The 17,168-nt window shown below is 61.5% G+C and carries 12 protein-coding genes; 8 read left to right on the forward strand and 4 right to left on the reverse strand.

Going from position 1 to position 17,168, the window contains the following annotated elements; all coding sequences use genetic code 11:
* Positions 1–132 precede the first annotated feature (132 nt).
* Together pruA and DESFRDRAFT_RS19900 are read right to left on the reverse strand one after the other, a co-directional pair.
* A complete protein-coding gene (pruA, locus tag DESFRDRAFT_RS19895; RefSeq protein WP_005997005.1) occupies positions 133–3,144 on the reverse strand; it encodes an L-glutamate gamma-semialdehyde dehydrogenase in 3,012 nt (1,003 codons plus the stop codon).
* Entirely contained in the window at positions 3,141–3,617 is a 477-nt protein-coding gene (locus DESFRDRAFT_RS19900) for an Lrp/AsnC family transcriptional regulator (RefSeq protein ID WP_005997007.1), read from the reverse strand. The genes pruA and DESFRDRAFT_RS19900 overlap by 4 nt, the downstream gene beginning before the upstream one ends.
* Before the next feature lie 164 nt (positions 3,618–3,781).
* Here DESFRDRAFT_RS19900 and DESFRDRAFT_RS21580 point away from each other — a divergent pair, with 164 nt between their 5' ends.
* From DESFRDRAFT_RS21580 to DESFRDRAFT_RS19905, 3 genes are read left to right on the forward strand one after another with little or no spacing between them, the layout of a single operon-like run.
* Entirely contained in the window at positions 3,782–4,969 is a 1,188-nt protein-coding gene (locus DESFRDRAFT_RS21580; protein WP_005997009.1) for a DUF262 domain-containing protein, read from the forward strand.
* A gap of 16 nt (positions 4,970–4,985) precedes the next feature.
* Complete coding sequence (locus DESFRDRAFT_RS22420) at positions 4,986–5,717, forward strand: HEPN domain-containing protein (RefSeq protein WP_005997010.1); 732 nt, start codon at positions 4,986–4,988, stop codon at positions 5,715–5,717.
* 37 nt (positions 5,718–5,754) lie between these two features.
* A complete protein-coding gene (locus DESFRDRAFT_RS19905) occupies positions 5,755–7,368 on the forward strand; it encodes a bifunctional metallophosphatase/5'-nucleotidase (RefSeq protein ID WP_005997012.1) in 1,614 nt (537 codons plus the stop codon).
* A 212-nt stretch (positions 7,369–7,580) separates the two neighbouring features.
* Here the strand turns inward: DESFRDRAFT_RS19905 and wrbA are convergent, their stop codons facing one another.
* On the reverse strand, positions 7,581–8,192 hold the full coding sequence (gene wrbA, locus DESFRDRAFT_RS19910) for an NAD(P)H:quinone oxidoreductase (RefSeq protein WP_005997014.1): 612 nt from the start codon (positions 8,190–8,192) through the stop codon (positions 7,581–7,583).
* Positions 8,193–8,402: 210 nt separating this feature from the next.
* On the opposite strand from wrbA, the gene DESFRDRAFT_RS19915 reads away from it, so the two are divergent.
* The 3 genes from DESFRDRAFT_RS19915 to prxU all read left to right on the forward strand — a co-directional run bounded on the left by DESFRDRAFT_RS19915 (position 8,403) and on the right by prxU (position 13,276).
* On the forward strand, positions 8,403–10,943 hold the full coding sequence (locus DESFRDRAFT_RS19915; RefSeq protein WP_005997017.1) for an ABC transporter transmembrane domain-containing protein: 2,541 nt from the start codon (positions 8,403–8,405) through the stop codon (positions 10,941–10,943).
* Between the two features lie 93 nt (positions 10,944–11,036).
* On the forward strand, positions 11,037–12,356 hold the full coding sequence (trmFO, locus tag DESFRDRAFT_RS19920; protein ID WP_005997019.1) for a methylenetetrahydrofolate--tRNA-(uracil(54)-C(5))-methyltransferase (FADH(2)-oxidizing) TrmFO: 1,320 nt from the start codon (positions 11,037–11,039) through the stop codon (positions 12,354–12,356).
* Between the two features lie 188 nt (positions 12,357–12,544).
* Complete coding sequence (gene prxU / locus DESFRDRAFT_RS22780; protein ID WP_144005093.1) at positions 12,545–13,276, forward strand: thioredoxin-dependent peroxiredoxin; 732 nt, start codon at positions 12,545–12,547, stop codon at positions 13,274–13,276.
* Positions 13,277–13,449: 173 nt separating this feature from the next.
* On the opposite strand, the gene DESFRDRAFT_RS19935 is transcribed toward prxU, so the two are convergent.
* A complete protein-coding gene (locus tag DESFRDRAFT_RS19935; protein ID WP_005997025.1) occupies positions 13,450–14,325 on the reverse strand; it encodes a DMT family transporter in 876 nt (291 codons plus the stop codon).
* Positions 14,326–14,720: 395 nt separating this feature from the next.
* Between DESFRDRAFT_RS19935 and DESFRDRAFT_RS19940 the strand changes: the two genes are divergently transcribed.
* Complete coding sequence (locus DESFRDRAFT_RS19940) at positions 14,721–16,157, forward strand: DEAD/DEAH box helicase (protein WP_043795383.1); 1,437 nt, start codon at positions 14,721–14,723, stop codon at positions 16,155–16,157.
* A gap of 277 nt (positions 16,158–16,434) precedes the next feature.
* Positions 16,435–17,118 carry a hypothetical protein gene (locus DESFRDRAFT_RS19945; RefSeq protein ID WP_005997029.1) on the forward strand — a complete coding sequence of 228 codons (684 nt, stop codon included), beginning with the start codon at positions 16,435–16,437 and terminating at the stop codon, positions 17,116–17,118.
* The last annotated feature ends 50 nt before the right edge of the window (positions 17,119–17,168 follow it).

Raw genomic sequence — 17,168 nt, forward strand, 5'->3', positions numbered from 1 at the left:
AACGGTTACAGCGTGTTCTTCGTTACCTACGTATATTATTATAAAATTTAGGAAGGGGAGAGCGCGAGAGGGGACAACCCTTTTTAAAGGGTTTCCCCTCTCGCACTTTCTTCTCTCTTCTTTCCACTTCCCCTACTCAAACCATTCGTCGTCTTCGTCGATGGGCGTGAAGCCGCGGCGGATGGTATTTTCCGTCACCACGCGCGGCTCCATGAATTGCAGCAGGTAATCCGGGCCGCCGGACTTGGAGCCCACGCCCGACATTTTGGAACCGCCGAAGGGCTGGCGGCCGACCATGGCCCCCACGCAGTTGCGGTTGAGGTAGAGGTTGCCCACGCGGAATTCCCGGCGCGCCTTTTCCAGGTGTTTCGGGCTGCGGGAGTAGACGCCGCCGGTCAGGGCGAAGCGGGTGCTTGTGGCCCACTCCAGGGCCTGATCGAAGCTGTCGGCCTTCATGACGGCGAGGATCGGCCCGAACACCTCTTCCTGGGCCAGCCGATGTTCGGGGCGAATGCCGGCGACCACGACCAGCGGGGCGTAGTAGCCCGGTCCCGAGGTCTGCCGCTCCACCAGCACCTGTCCTTCCTCGTGGGCGATACGCAGGTATTCCTGGACCTTTTTCTGCTGGGACGGATCGACCACCGGGCCCATGGCGTTTTCCGGGTCCTCGGAGGGGCCGATGCGCAGCGAACCGCAGGCCTCGGTCAGGCGCGAGACGAACTTGTCGTAGATGGAGTCGACCACGATGACCCGGGAGCAGGCCGAGCACTTCTGGCCCTGGAAGCCGAAGGCCGAATAGACCACGCCCAGGATCGCCTCGTCGAGGTCGGCGTCGTCGTCGATGATGATGGCGTTCTTGCCGCCCATTTCGGCGATGACCTTCTTGCAGTAGGCCTGGCCGGGCTGCACCCTGGCCGCCTTTTCCTGGATGCGCAGCCCGGTCTCCATGGAGCCGGTAAAGGCGATGGTGCTGACCTTCGGGTGTTCGACCAGATGGTCGCCCATGACCGAACCCCGGCCGGGACAGTAGTTGAAGACGCCGTCCGGGAGCCCGGCTTCCTTGAAGATTTCCGCCATGCCGTAGCCGGTGAGCGAAGACAGGCTCGAGGGCTTGTAGACCACCGTGTTGCCGGCCACGATGGCGGCGGAGGTCATGCCCACGGAGATGGCCAGGGGGAAGTTCCAGGGCGCGATGACGGCGGTGACGCCCTTGGCCTCGTAAAAGAGGTGGTTCTTCTCGCCGGGTTCCCGGCCCATGCGTTTGGGGGCCCCCAGGCGCAGGGCTTCGCGGGCGTAGTATTCCAGGAAGTCGATGGCCTCGCCCACGTCGTTGTAGGCCTGATCCCACTGTTTGCCGACCTCGAGCACCTGGGTCGCGGACAGGGCCACGATGTCGCGCCGGGCAATGGCGGCGGCCTTCAGGATGATGTCGGCGCGCTCCTTGGGCGAGGCGTCGCGCCAGGCCGGGAAGGCGGCCTCTGCGGCGTCTATGGCCGCGTCCACCTCGACCGTGCCGGCCTGGCAGACGTTCGCCAGGACCTCGCCGGGATCGGCCGGGTTGACTGAGGGGATGCGGTCGTCGGTTTCCACGGACTTGCCGCCGATCACCAGCGGCAGCACGCGCCCGGCTTCGCCGCGCACCTGGGCTATGGCCTCTGGGAAGGCTTTTCGCAGCTCGGCCACGGTGAAATCGGCCAGGGGCTCGTTGCGAAAGGCGGTCAGGCCGTCGATGGGCGTTTTCTCGGCGGCCTTTTGCGGCGCGGCCGCCAGTTCGCGCTCCAGGGTCAGCTGGGGATTTTCCAGCAGCCGGTCCTCGGCCTCGCCGTCGGCGAAGCTCAGGCGCAGAAAGGATTCGTTGGCCGTGTTTTCCAGCAGCCGGCGCACCAGATAGGCCATGCCCGGCAGCAGCTCGCCGTAGGGACAGTAAAGTCGCACCCGGCCGGCCACCTTGAGGAGCCCTTTGCGCACGGGTTCGGCCATGCCGTAGAGCGCCTGGAATTCATAGCGGTTTTCCGGCACGCCAAGCTCCGCCGCCATCTCCATGACGTTGGAGATGGTGCGGATGTTGTGGGAGGCGCACTGGAAATAGATGAGGTCGCTGTTTTCGAGGATCAGCCGGGACAGTTTTTCGTGGGCGATGTCGGACTCGGGCTTGCGCGTCCAGACCGGAACCGGCCAGCCCATCTGCTTGGCGATGACCGTTTCGTAGTCCCAGTATGCGCCCTTGACCAGCCGCATGCCGAACGGCAGGCCCTCGGCCCGGCCCCAGGCGACAAGGTCCTTGATGTCGTGCTCGGTCTCGCGCATGTAGGCCTGGAGCACGATGGAAAGATGGGGATAATCGCGAAATTCCGGCTCGCTGCGCAGGCGTTTGAACAGCTCGATGGTGATGTCCTTGTACTTGAGCTGCTCCATGTCGATGCACATGGCCCCGCCCATGGCCATGATCTTGCGGTAGACCGGCCGCATGCGGGCGAGGATGCCTTCCACCGAGCCGTCGAAATCCATGGGACTGGCCTGGGAAAAAAGGGCCGACGGCTTGATCGAGGCGTTGACCCTGGGCGCGCTGCCCCAGTCGAGGCCGTCCGAGCCCGTGCCGAAGGGCTTCCAGGACTTCTGCTCGGCGGCGATGGCGTCGAGGACCTCCAGATAGCCGTCGCGGTAGGCGTCGGACTCCAGCTCCGAAACCGTGGCCTCGCCGAGCAGGTCCACGGTGAAGGCGAATCCGTCCTTGCGGATCTTGCTTAAATTCTTGACTGCTTCCTTGGTCCGCTCGCCCACGATGAACTGCCGGGCCATGCCCTCGATGTTGGAGCGGATGGCCTTGCCCATGAGCTTGGCCGCCACGCCCCCGAACAGGCCGGACTTTTCCGCGCCCCACTTGAGCACGGCCGGGATATCCCCGGCCTCGCCCCCGGAGAAATATTCCTCGATGTGGCGCGACAGGTTGTCGGAGGTGGTCAGGTAGGGCAACACGTCCACGAACCGGAACAGCTGGACCTTGAAGCCCTCGTTCTGCATGGCCCAGTCCATGACCTTGCCGGTCCAGAAACCCTTGTTGAAGATGGAGGGCGACTCGCCACGGATACTGGCGAAAAAGGCCTTGCCGCGCTGGCGGATGGCCTCGTCGAGTTGGGGATTCATTTTTCCTCTCCGGATGCGGGTGGATTGGCAAGGGGCAGCGCCCCGGTTTCCTTGACGGTTTGCAGCACCACCGTGGTATTGGTGTCGCGCACGGTGGAAAGCCTGCCGATGACCTTGAGCAAGTCGGCCAGGGAACGGGTATCCGGAGCCCGGACCTTGATGAGATAGGCGGCCGTGCCGGCCACGTAATGAACCTCCTGGACCCCGGGCACGGCGGCCAGCTGCTGGCCGGTGTCGATGGCGCCCACGGGTTCGTCGGTCTTGACGAAGGTGAAGGCCGTCAGGTCCAATTCCACGGCCGAAGGATCGATGCGGGCCTCGTAGCCGGTGATGACGCCTTTGCGCTCGAGCTTGCGCACCCGTTCGAGCACCGCAGAGGGAGCCATGGACACGGCCCGGGCAATGTCGGCGTTGGAGGTGCGGGCATTGTCCTGAAGGATCATCAAAATTCGGCGGTCGATTTCGTCGATCATTCTCGCTATCTCCTGGTATTGCGAATAAAATTCAAAACAGAGGGGTTTGTCAAGAGCCGTTAATTTAGCTAAAAAATTTTCTAGGGGTAAGCCCCAATATTCCCTTTACATTTTTACATTACATTGAAAGTAAAACAATCAGGGGTCATAAGAAGGAGCTATCTATGGCTAGCCGAAAATACGACATAAACGAATTTGAAGAAGAAGAAGGGAAAGATTATCTTACAAAAGGCAGCCCAGAGCCAATTGAAGAGATATACAAGAAAGGAAAATTCCGTGTTGTATACCAAACCAACACTTTTTTTCTTCCGCAGCTTCGCGATTTAATACGAAATAAATCTATTTTGAATATTAGACCTGAATACCAAAGGCGTCTCCGGTGGGACAATAAAAGAAAGTCGCTCTTAATAGAGTCGCTATTGATGAACATCCCGATCCCTCCTCTCTTTTTTTACGAAAATAAGATGGCTACCTACGAAGTAATGGACGGGCAACAGCGTCTAAATGCGATTGATGAATTCTTTAATAATGACTTTAAATTGACAGGCCTAGAAGTCTTTGGGCAATTAAAGGGAAAGCAATACGGAGAGTTACATCCTGTAATTAAAAAGGGGCTTGATAGAGCATCTCTTTCGTCAATCATCCTATTATTAGAAAGTGACGACACTGAACGTGATCCGTATTTAATAAGACGGTATGTTTTTAAACGCCTCAACACTGGCGGTCAAAAGCTAAACGACCAAGAGATACGTAATTGCATCTACGCTGGAGAGTTCAATAATCTTATTACATCTCTTTCTAGAAACAGTTTATTTACTAAGGCATGGGACATTCCACCTTTTAATGAAATAGACATTGATCGATCTTACGAAGACCCAAAACGGAAAAACAATACACTTTATAGAAACATGCATGACTGCCAATTAATTCTCCGCTTTTTTGCATTAAAAGATGAGGAGAATATCAAAGGATCAATGAAGTCAATGCTGGATCGTTGTATGCAAAAAAATCTTAATATTACTCCGGAGGAGAAATTGAATTATGAGTATATTTTTTTAGAGTGTCTGGAGCTTGCACATTTAATTTTCAACCGGAGGCCATTCAAAATAAAGACTGGTAAAGTTGAAAAAGTCTCTGCTCCTCTTTATGACGCTACCATGGTTTCGTTGAGTAAATTTTTAAAAAACAAAAGTACACTCATAGAAAAAAAGGCCTTCATTAATGAGCGTTTGCAAAAGGCTCTTAATAATGCGAACGACTATGAAATACTTGTTGGCAGAGGCAATACTGCTTCAGCCATAAAAAAGCGCATTGAATTGTTAAGCGGAATATTCAAACTCGCAATTTCCTAGGCAACTATGCGCGCCTATGAAAGATGAACTTAAAACAGAAGTCGATGGCTTTATTGAGATGCTTGAGTCAATTGAAAGGATACTAGGGGGTACTACTCCTAGAGTTGAATCCGCAGGACCATCTTCCCATATAGTTCTAACAAATTGTGGCGTCTTCTTGATTCTGTCGGCAATCTATGAAGAATATATTAAGTCCGTCTTACGGCAGGCCTGCAAGATAATTATCAAAGATCGTGGCTCGATATCAATGATGCCTATTGATATAGTAAAATCTCATATTGAAGTTTCAAGCAACAAGTTAAAGCAAGCTAAAGCGCCTAATGGGGTCAATCTAGCTGAGCTGCGAGCTATCGCCGAAAATTTATATAATTTTACACAAGAAAAAGAAGAGTTTGATTTATATATAGATGATATTTGCACAAACGATCGAAATATAACCGCTCCCCAAATTAAAGAACTGTGTAAAAAAATTGGAATTAAAGAAATACTTGAAAAAGTTTCACAGCGAGAAAAAATAAAGAAGTATTTTGGGATAGACAACGTTTCGACTATAAAAAACGAAGTATCCGCAAAGCTTATGACTTTTATTAACAAAAGAAATGAGATTGTTCATGGATTCCAGCTTAACAAAGGCGTATCGGCAAACGATATAGTTCAGTTTGTTGAGTTCTTTAAAGTATTCTCTATTGCTTTTGCAGAGGCCGTAAACGCTGAGATTCTCACGATTTTACCTGTGGCTATAAAATAACAGAATGAGCACTATCACCTTAAAAGAGAAAAGCAGTATGCAAAGGCACTCAAAAATCAAAATTCTCTTACAAGTCATTGTAGTTGCCTTTGTATTTCAGAGCACACATGGATTCTGCAAAACTGATTTCTCGCTGACCATCCTGCACACCAACGACATCCACGCCCATCTGGCTGCGTTCGACGCGCTGGGTGCGTTTTGCTCCAAGGAAAAGGAGACGGCCGGCAAATGCCAGGGCGGCGCGGCCCGGCTGGCCACGGCCGTCGCCCGGCAGCGCGCCAAGGGGGGCCATTTCCTGCTGCTCGACGCCGGCGACCAGTTCCAGGGCACGCTTTTTTTCACCAAGTACAAGGGACAGGCCTGCGCCTTTTTCATGGACCGGCTCGGCTATGACGCCATGGCCGTGGGCAACCACGAATTCGACGACGGCCCGGCCACTTTGGCGAATTTTATTCGGGCGCTCAAGTTTCCGATTCTGGCCGCCAATGTCGACGCCTCGCGTTCGCAACAATTGAAGGGGCTTATCGCGCCGTACGTCGTTCGGAAAGTGGCCGGACGCAGGATCGGCATCATCGGCGCCACCCAGCCCAAGGCGGCCCAGATCTCCAGTCCCGGACCGGACATCGCCTTTCCGGCCATCGTGCCGGCCGTCAAAAACGCCGTGGCCGCCTTGCGAAAACAGGGCGTGGACATCGTGATCCTGCTGTCCCACGCCGGGCTCTCCGGCGACAAGAAGATCGCGGCCAAGGTAGCCGGGCTCGACGTCATCGTCGGCGGCCACAGCCACGTGCTCCTCGGCAACGGCTACCCCGAGGCCGTGGGACCGTGCCCGCTGGCCATCGACGCCCCAGACGGCGGTAAGACGTACATTGTCACCGCCGGCTACTGGGGCCGCTACCTGGGCGTGTTGCATGTGGATTTCGACGCGGCCGGAAAGGTGACCCGGGCGACGGGCAATCCGGTGCGCCTGGACGCGGCCGTGCCCGAGGACCCGGCCACCCTGGCCGAGGTCGAGCGCTTCGGCAAACCCCTCGAGGCGTTTCGGGCCAAGGTGCTGGGCAAAAGCGACGGGCCGATCGGCGCGGCCATGTGCCGCCAGGAGGAATGCGCAGGCGGCGACCTCATGGCCGAGGCCATGCTTGCCGGCGGACGTTCACGCGGGGCCGTGGCCGCGATTTTCAACGGCGGCGGCGTGCGGGCCGGCATGGACGCGGGAAAGATCACCCTGGGCGATCTGCTCACCGCCTACCCCTTCCCCAACACCCTGGTCGTGCTCAGCCTGACCGGCGAGGACCTGCTCGCCGTGCTGGAACACGGCGTGTCGGCCGTGGGGTTTAACGCGGGCAGCGGCCGGTTTCCCCAGGTGGCCGGCATCCGCTTCGCGCTCGACATCACCAAGCCGGCCGGCAAACGCATCACCGCCGTATCCGTGGCCGACGCCGCCGGACATTTCGCGCCCCTCGATCCCAAGGCCGAGTACCGGCTGGCGATCAGCGACTACATGGCCCGGGGCGGCGACGGCTACGCCATCTTCAAGACAAAGGGCCGGGACGTGGACGGCGACGGCGATCCGCTGGCCGACCTGCTGGCCCGCTACATCACCACCCACTCGCCTCTGTCCCTCAAACCCGACGGCCGTATTGGGCAGTAAGAGGAGGGAGGAGGAAGAAGGGATGGAAAGAGGGTGCGAGAGGGGAAACCCTTTAAAAAGGGCAGTAGCCCCTCTCGCGCTCTCCCCTTCCTCAATTTTCTAATAATATAAGCAAGTAACGGACGACAGCCCGTAACTTTTGAGAGTCTTTGGAAGGGGGGCCCGGGGGGAGAACCTTTCTGCAAGAAAGGTTTCCCCCCGGCTCCTATTTACTATCCACACAACTTCTTGGTGATCTCGGCGGTATGGCGGCCCTGGAACCGGGCAGCGTCCAGTTCGTTTTCCGTGGGCATGCGGGAGCCGTCGCCGGCGGCGATGGTGGACGCGCCGTAGGGCGTGCCGCCCGTGATCTCGTCCACGCGCATCTGCCCGGCGTAGGCATAGGGCAGGCCCACCACGATCATGCCCTGGTGGAGCAATGTCTGGATGAACGACATCAGCGTGGTTTCCTGGCCGCCATGCTGGGTGGCGGTGGAACAGAAAACGCCGCCCGGCTTGCCGACCAGACCGCCGCGCATCCAGATCTGGCCCGTGGCGTCGAGAAACTGTCGCATCTGGCCGCACATATTGCCGAAGCGGGTCGGCGTACCGAAAATGATGGCGTCGGCCTGCTCCAGCTCCTCCAGGGTACACACCGGCACGGTGGACAGGGTTTTCTGGGCTTCGGCGGCGTGCATTCTCTCGATGACATCGGGAGGCAGCGTCTCCGGCACCCGGCGCAGCGTGGCGATGACGCCCTCCACCTGGTGCACGCCTTCGGCCACGGCCTGGGCCATGGCCGCCACATGGCCGTATAATGAATAGTAAACGATCAGCACGTTCATACTACGGTGCTCCGTTTGCGGGTTGATGATAGTCCATTTTCTACGTCGACCGGCGGGAAAGGGCAAGGCTCCCGCCGGCACGGCGGCCCTTGCCGGGCACAAGGATTTGCCCTAAGGGTCAAAGACCGGGACGCGACATTTTCGACAAGCCAACGGGCCGCATTCACGGGCTTTTTCGATCACCCTCTGGCCCGTCCCGAAGCACCGCTCATGCAGACAGCCCTGACCTGCCTTCGCGCCGTGGCCGACGCCTACGGCCTGCCCTTCGACGCGGCCGGCGCGGCGGATCGTTTTGGCCTGGGCGATGCCGAGCCGGGCACGGACACCCTGCTCGCCATGGCCGCCACGGTGGGGCTCGCCGCCCGGGCGGCCCGGATGGACGTGGCGGAGATGGCCGCTTTGGGCCGCTTCCCGGTCATCGCCCGGCTGGTCAACGGCAATTCCGTGGTGGTGCTCGGCGTGCGCGGGGGCGAGGACGGACCGCTCGTGCGCGTGGCCGATCCGCTGGCCCGCACGGCCGGCTCCTTCGAGGTCGACGCGGCAAGCTTCGACCGCAGCCACGGCGGCGAGGTGATCCTGGCCGAACCGCGCCTGGGGCAATCCGGGCTTCGCGGCCTGGCCATGATCGCCCGGCACCACGGCCTGCCCCTTTCCCACGACGGGCTGGGGCACGCCCACGGATTCACCGGAACCGAGCCGGACCCGCGGGCGCTTGTGGCCATCGCCGTCAAGGAAGGCCTCAAGGCCGAGCTGCGCACCCTCTCCCCGGACGAATTGCTCGAACTCGGCGGCGCGTTCCCGCTTTTGGCCGTGCGGCGCGACGGGGCCATGCTGGTGGTGGCCGGCTGTCGGCGCGACGCCTCGGGCGTCCTGGTGGACGTGGTCGATCCCGCGCGGCTGCCGGTCGCGCGGGAGGCCGTGCCGCTTGGCCGCTTTGCCGAGGACTGCGACGGCCGGGTCATTCTCGTCAAACGCGCCCACAAGCTCACCGACGAAAACCAGCCCTTCGGCTTCGGCTGGTTCGTGCCGGAAATCCTGCGCCAGCGAAAGGAATTCATCGACGCCGTGGTCGCGGCGGTCATGCTGTACGTCTTGGCGCTGGCCATGCCGATCTATTTTCAGATCGTCATCGACAAGGTGCTCACCCACCGGGGCATGGCCACGCTGCAAGTCCTCAGCCTCGGCATGCTGGCGGCACTGACCTTCGAGGCGGGGTTCACCTATCTGCGCGGCATTCTGGTGCTCCATGCGGCGGCGCGCATCGACGTGCGGGTGGCCTCGCGCACTTTTTCCAAGCTCACCTCCCTGCCGCTGCGGTTTTTCGGACAGAGCCGGGTGGGCGTGCTCATCCAGCACATGCAGCAGGCCGACAAGATTCGGGAATTTTTAAGCGGCAAGCTCTTTTTCACCCTGCTCGACGCGCTGGCCCTGGTCGTCTTCATCCCGGTCCTTTTTTTCTACAGCGTGGAGCTCACCTTCCTGGTCCTGGGACTCAGCGTGGCGCTCGGCATCTTCCTGGCCGTGGTCATCCCCGTGCTGCGCCGCCGGCTGCTCACGCTTTATAAAGCCGAGGGCGAGAGGCAATCGTTTCTGGTGGAGACGATCCGGGGCATGGAAACGGTCAAGGCGCTCTCGCTCGAACCGACGCGCCGCCGGGACTTCGAGAACGTGGCGGCGCGGGCGGTGTCCATGCGCTTCACCGTGGGCCGCATCGGCAACGCGGCCACGGCCGGGGTCGGATTCCTGGAAAAGGTCATGACGCTGTGCATTCCCTGGATCGGCGTCTATCTCGTCTTCGACGGCAGCCTTACGGTCGGGGCGCTCATCGCCTTCCAGATGCTTTCCGGCCGCGTCACCCAGCCGCTGGTGCAGATCGTCTCCCTGCTCCAGGAGTACCAGGAAAAGGGGCTGGCCGTGCGCATGCTGGCCGCCATCATGAACGAGCCGCCGGAACGGACCGGCTCGGGCGAGGGAGTGCGGCCGCGCCTTGCCGGCGAGGTGGTATTCGACGCCGTGACCTTCCGCTACGGCTTCGACGCCACCGCGCCGGCCGCGCTTTCCAATGTCAGCGTGCGCTTTCCGGCCGGGCGGATGATCGGCGTGGCCGGGCGCAGCGGCTCGGGCAAATCGACGTTGGCCCGGCTGATCCAGGGACTTTACGCGCCGAGCGAAGGCGGCATCCGCCTGGACGGCCACGACATGCGCGAGCTCGACCTGGCCCACGCGCGCCGGCAGATCGGGGTGGTGCTCCAGGACAGCTTTCTTTTCACGGGCACGGTGCGGGACAACATCGCCATGGCCAGGCCCGCGGCCACCATGGACGAGGTGGTCTGGGCGGCGCGGCTTTCCGGGGCCGAGGAATTCATCCGTAAGCTCCCGCGCGGCTACGACACCGACCTCGAGGAAAACGGCACCAACCTGTCCGGCGGCCAGAAGCAGCGGCTGGCCATCGCCCGGGCGCTCCTGACCAACCCGCGCATCCTGATCCTCGACGAGGCGACATCCGCCCTGGACGCGGAATCGGAAGCCATCGTGCAGGACAACATGGCCCGCATCGGCCGCGACCGCACCACCATCATCATCAGCCACCGGCTTTCGATGCTGGCCGGGGCGGATGCCATCTTGGTGCTCGACGCGGGCAAGGCGGCCGATTATGGAACCCACGGCGAGCTGCTTTCCCGGTGCGCCATCTACCGCGACCTGTGGAACAGCCAGAACCGGCATGTGATGCACATGCCCGCCACCAACTAACACGCCCCCCTTAAAAGTTTCTGGGGGGAGGGGCGCGGGGAGGGAGACCTCTTTTCAAAGAGGTCCCCTCCCCGCTCTCCTGGAGTAGTATCCATGTCCATAGCCATCATCGGCGGCGGGCTGGCCGGGTGCGAGTGCGCGTTGGCGCTCGCCCGGGCCGGCGTCGCGTCCACGATTTTCGAATGCAAGCCGGCGCATTTCTCTCCGGCCCATGTGAGCCCCGGCCTAGCCGAGCTGGTCTGTTCCAATTCCTTGCGCTCCGACGAGCCGGTCACGGCCGTCGGGCTGCTCAAGGTCGAGATGGCGACCCTCGGCAGCGCCGTGATCGAGGCGGCGCGCGAGACGGCCGTGCCGGCGGGCAAGGCGCTGGCCGTGGACCGGGAGAAGTTCTCGGCGGCCATGACCGCGCGCATCGAAAACGAGCCGTTGGTGACGCTCACGCGCCGCGAGATCATGAGCCTGTCCGATCCGGCCCTGACCGGATTCGAGACGGTGGTGGTGGCGGCCGGCCCCCTGGCCACGGATCGGCTGGCCACAAGCCTTTGCGAAACCATCGGCCAGGAGAGCCTGTATTTCTACGACGCCATCGCGCCCATCGTGACCACCGAGTCCGTGGACATGGAGCAGGCGTTTTGGCAGTCGCGCTGGCAGGAGGGCGAAGGGGACTACTGCAACTGCCCCCTCGACGAGGCCCAGTACAAGGCGTTCGTGGCCGAGCTCGTGGCCGCGCGCAAGGTGCCGAGCCGCGAATTCGAAAAGGAGCTGCATTTCGAGGGCTGCCTGCCCATCGAGGCCATGGCCGAGCGCGGCGAGCGCACGCTGGCTTTCGGCCCCATGAAGCCGATCGGGCTGACCGACCCGAAAACGGGCCGGCGGCCGTATGCCGTGGTGCAGTTGCGCCCGGAAAACGTGGCCAAGAGCACGCTGAACCTGGTCGGGTTCCAGACCAAGCTGGTCTACGGCGAGCAGGAGCGGATATTCCGCATGATCCCGGCGCTCCATGCGGCCGAATTCACGCGGCTCGGCAGCATCCACCGCAACACCTTCGTCAACGCGCCGCGCGTCTTAAACGACCGCCTGGAGCTGCTTGCCCGGCCGGGGACGTATCTGGCCGGCCAGATCACGGGCGTGGAAGGCTATGTGGAATCGGCGGCCTGCGGCCTGTGGCTTGGGGTGCAGCTTGGGGCACGGCTCGGCCGGGGCGTGGAGATTGCCCCGCCGCCGGTGGTGACGGCGCTTGGGGCGCTCCTTGGCCATCTGCGCACGCCGGCGAAAAAATTCCAGCCGAGCAACGTCAATTTCGGGCTCACGCCGCCGCTCGAGGAACGCATGAAAAAGGCCAACAGGAAGCTGGCCTATCCCCAGCGGGCGCAGCAGGCGTGGGACAACTGGTTCCCGGCCTTGCCCGAATAAGCGTCCTCCCCCCGCCCTCCCCCGGTCCCAACGACCTGACGGCTCCCCTTTCACCGGATTTCCCGAGAAGGGAAAAATCTTTCGTCACGCCTTGTCGTCACCCCAGCCAGACGCTATAGATAGACAAAAGTCCGCTTTCTCATCTCGATCCATTTATTTTATTGATGGATAAACCTTGGAGGTCCGACATGCCAGAAGAAGCTGTCATTGGTTGCGCCAGGCCGACTGGCGGCGTGGTCAACAAAGCAACAGAAGCCGAAACTGTCAAAACACCCGTGGGAGAAACTGCATCACAGGGGGGACATACAATGATCGCTGTTGGAAAATCCGCGCCGGACTTTGCCGCACCGGCTTTTTTCGACGGGAAGTTCGTTACGGTCCGTCTCTCGGAATATCTCGGCAAATGGGTCGTTCTCTGCTTCTACCCGGGCGATTTCACTTTCGTCTGAGCGACCGAAATTTCGGCGGTCGCCGAACAACATGCCCAATTCGAAAAACTCGGCACACAGGTCCTTTCCATGAGCACCGACAGCGTGTTCGTCCACAAGATCTGGGTCGAGCACGAACTGTCGAAAATGGTCACGGCAAAAAAGATTCCCTTCCCCATGCTCGCCGATGCGGCGGGAAACGTCGGCAAAATTTACGGCGTCTATGACGAGGACGCCGGCGTGGATGTCCGGGGCAGATTCCTCATCGACCCCGACGGCGTCGTGCAGGCCTTCGAGGTGCTCGCCCCGCCTGTCGGCCGGCATGTAAGCGAGTCGTTGCGGCAGATCCAAGCCTTCCAGCTTGTCCGCGAAAGCAAGGGGACCAAGGCGACGCCGTCGGGCTGGTGCCCGGGCAAGCCCGTGCTGCGTCCAGGCCCCGACCTCGTCGGACGCGTCTGGGAAAACTGGAACGTCAAAAACGGCTGCGATTAGGCGATGGTGGGGAAGAGACAGGGGAAACCTTTCTTGCGGAAAAACTCTCCCCCCCAGGCCCAGTCCAAGAACTTTTAACGATAACAACTTGTCACCGTTAAAAGTTCTGGAAAGGAAAAATGCGGGAGGGGGAACATTTTTCAAAAGTGTTCCACCTCCCGCGTCGGCTTTCCTTAACTTTTCCTTCGCTGCGCGGCCAACCCCGCCAAGATCAGCACCAGACCGACCATTGTGGACGGCAGGATCTCCTCGCCCACGAAAAAATGGATGAGGATCAGCGATAAAAACGGCGACAGGAAAATGAGGTTGGCCACGCGTGCGGCGTTGACCGCGCATTTAAGCGCCGTCAGCCAGGTGACGAAGGCCAGCCCCATCTCGAAAACGCCCACGTAGGCCGCGCCGCCGAGCCCGGCCAGCGATCCCGGAAACGGATCGGAAAAGCACAGGACGGCCAGTAGCGTCAGCGGCAGGCTGCACAGGAAATTGGCGAGAAGCCCCACCACCGGGTCCCGGTCGTCCTTGGTCCCGGCGATCCAGTACAGCGCCCAGATGACCGTGGAGGCCAGGGCCAGGGCCACGCCGGACGGGCTGGCGAAGCGCATCCCCAAAATGTCGCCGTGGGTTGAGATGACCACCACGCCGCTGTAGCTCACCACCAAGGCGAGCAGATCCCGGCCCCGCAACTTCTGGCCAAGCAGCGGCACGGCCAGAAGCGACAACGTGATGGCCCAGGTGTAGTTGAGGGGCTGGGCCTCCTGGGCCGGCAGCAGGTCGTAGGCGGCGAAAAGAATCGTGTAGTAGAGAAAGGGGTTGAGCGCGCCCAGGGCGAAGGACCGCTTCCACTGGGCCCGCGACAGCCGCGTGAGCGCCCCGAGCTTTCCCCGGACGGCCAGGGTCGCTGCCAGCGCCAGGCACGAGGAAAGGCTGGCGTAAAGAAGCAATTGCAGCGGGTCGAGATGGGCCAGGGACAGCTTGAAGGCCGTGGCCACGGTGGACCACATGGCGACCGTGGCCAGGCCGTACCGGGTGGCTTTTTTCTGATCGGGCATGCGTCGTCCTTTGGCCGCCCGCCGCGCGCGCACCGCGACCGGGGTCGCGACGATGCCGCTTGTGACGCCAACAGGCTGAAATGCCAGTTTTTTAGGGGAGACATAGCAAGGCGGACCGGAAAAACCAAGAGCTTTCGACCGCCAGGGTTGACAATCTCTCCAAAAGAAGTACTTTGAGGAATTGGCGCTTACCGGCCAAGAGGTGATGTCCCTGGCGACGCGGAGAACGCTGCAAGCCCGCCGCCTTCATTTCCCGGACGCTCCCCCCGGTCGCCTCGCCACAGGCCCCGATCTTCCGATCCTGACGCGGCCCGCAGCCCCCGTTTCTCGATTCCATGATCGCCGCCGCGCGATCGCATTCGACGCGGCTCCACGTATTGCCAAAGGATATCCTTTTGAGCTTCGATTCTTTTTGCCTGCATCCGACCATCTGCGCCAACATCGCGCGCATCGGCTACGAAACCCCGACCCCCATCCAGGCCGAAGCCATCCCCCATGTGGCCGACGGCCGCGACATCATGGGCCTGGCCCAGACCGGCACCGGCAAAACCGCCGCTTTTCTTTTGCCCATCATCCACCGGCTCATGACCACCAAGCCGGAAAAACGCGGCGTGCGCGCGCTCATCCTCGCCCCCACCCGCGAACTGGCCGAACAAATTTACCGCGCCGGCGTGGATCTCGGCCGGGGCACCCGCCTGCGCGCGGCCGTCATCTACGGCGGCGTGGGCATGTTTCCCCAGGTCCGCGCCCTGCGCCAAGGCCTGGACATCGTGGTGGCCTGCCCCGGACGCCTGCTCGACCACATGAACCAGGGCAACGTCCGCTTCGACGCCCTGGAGACCCTCGTCCTCGACGAGGCCGACCACATGTTCGACATGGGCTTTTTGCCCGACTTGCGGCGCATCCTGGCCGCGGTGCCGGAAAAACGACAGACGTTGCTCTTTTCGGCCACCATGCCCGCGGCCATCGCCGGCCTGGCCGGCGAGACCCTGACCGACCCGGTCACGGTGCGCATCGGCCATCTCGCCCCGGCCGCCACGGTGGAACACGCCATCTACCCCGTGTCCTCGGCCCAGAAGACGCCGCTTTTGCTCCATCTGCTCGGCGAGGCCGCCAAGGAGTCGGTGATCGTCTTCACCCGCACCAAGCACCGGGCCAAGAACCTGGCCCAGCAGCTGTGCCGGGCCGGACACAAGGCCACCTGCCTGCAGGGCAACCTGTCCCAGCGCCAGCGCCAGATCGCCATGGACGGCTTCCGTCGCGGCACCTTCCAGGTGCTCGTGGCCACGGATATCGCCGCCCGGGGCATCGACGTCTCCCAAGTGGCCCACGTGGTCAACTACGACATCCCGGACACGCCCGAGGCCTACACCCACCGCATCGGCCGCACCGGCCGGGCCGAGCGCGACGGACAGGCCCACACCTTCGTCACCGGCGAGGACATGAGCATGGTGCGCGCCATCGAGCGCCACATGAAAAAGCCCCTGCCCAGGCGCTCGGTCGAAGGCTTCGAGCCCGATCCCGAGGAATTCCGCCGTCCGTCGGCCCCCTCGCGCGCGCCCTTCCGGGGCCGCCAGGGCGGTTTCGGCGGCGCATCGCGCCATGCCGGCGGCCCCCGTCGCCAGGGCGACCGGCCCCGGTCCGAACGCGGCTATGACGGGCGCGGCAACGCCGAGCATCCCCGCGACGACCGCCAGCGCGCCGCCCGCCCGCATCAGGGCGCAAACGGCGGCCAGCGCCGTTTCGGCTACGAAGCGCCGGCCGGGGACCCCCAACGCCAGGGCGACCATCGCCCCCGCCGCCACGCCCAGGCCGACGCCACTGCGGCGTAGCCCGGGAGTCGGCAGGGAACGAACGCAGAGAGGCGATGCCTCCGGCGGCCAGGGGGAAACTTTTTTCAAAAAGTTTCCCCCTGGACCCCCTTCGAAAACTTTTAACGGGGATCAGGGGGACACGGACCACGTGTCCCACGAGACGGCGAACGCCGCTTCGGGAAACCGGGGCGGCGTTTTTCGTGTCAATCATGGACATCGGACGACGACTGCGGCACACCCGCATGGACCGGGCCGGCGTCCTGGCCTATGAAGGGAAAATGCGGGGAAGACGGCCATGAGCAGCCATAAACAGTATCGCCTGAACCTCGAGAGCATCGAAGAGTCGTTACGCGACGTGATGGACAACTTCGACGAGGTCAACGAAACGCTGCTCATGCGCCGCGAGCCGCTCACCGACCAGCACATCGACAACCTGCTCGAAGGCTACTCCTACGTGGACTGGCTGCTGGAGGAAGGAGAGGAGCTGTTCTCGCCCAGGGGCCTCGACCACATCCTGGAACTCAACCATATCGTCTTGTGCGGCACCGACGACCGGGTGCGCATGGAATACGGCCCGCATCTGCTCGAAACGCGCCGCCGCTTCGCCGACGGCATCGACGAAATCGCCGGTTGGTACGAACGCAAACGGCACAAGTCCGCCTACAAGCGGGCCGCCGGGGTCTACGTGCTCTCGGTCAGCCAGCCCCAGCTTTTCCTCGAAGGCAACCACCGCACCGGAGCCCTGGTCGCCAGCTACATCCTGGTGCAGGAAGGGCTGCCGCCGTTCGTGCTGACCCGCAAGAACGCCACCGCCTACTTCAACCCCTCCACCCTGATCAAATACCGGCACAAGGAAAAATTCCTGGACCGCCAGTATTACCTGAAAAAATACCGCAAGGAACTCCAGAAATTCTTCGAAGAGACGCTGGACAAGCGCTTCCGTCTGGCCATTCGCCTGGACAAGGACGGGAAGGACTGATCCCCCGCCCCCTTTCCCAAGGCTATTAACGATAACGACCTGCCACCGTT

The organism is Solidesulfovibrio fructosivorans JJ], assembly GCF_000179555.1.
GTDB classification, from domain to species: domain Bacteria; phylum Desulfobacterota; class Desulfovibrionia; order Desulfovibrionales; family Desulfovibrionaceae; genus Solidesulfovibrio; species Solidesulfovibrio fructosivorans.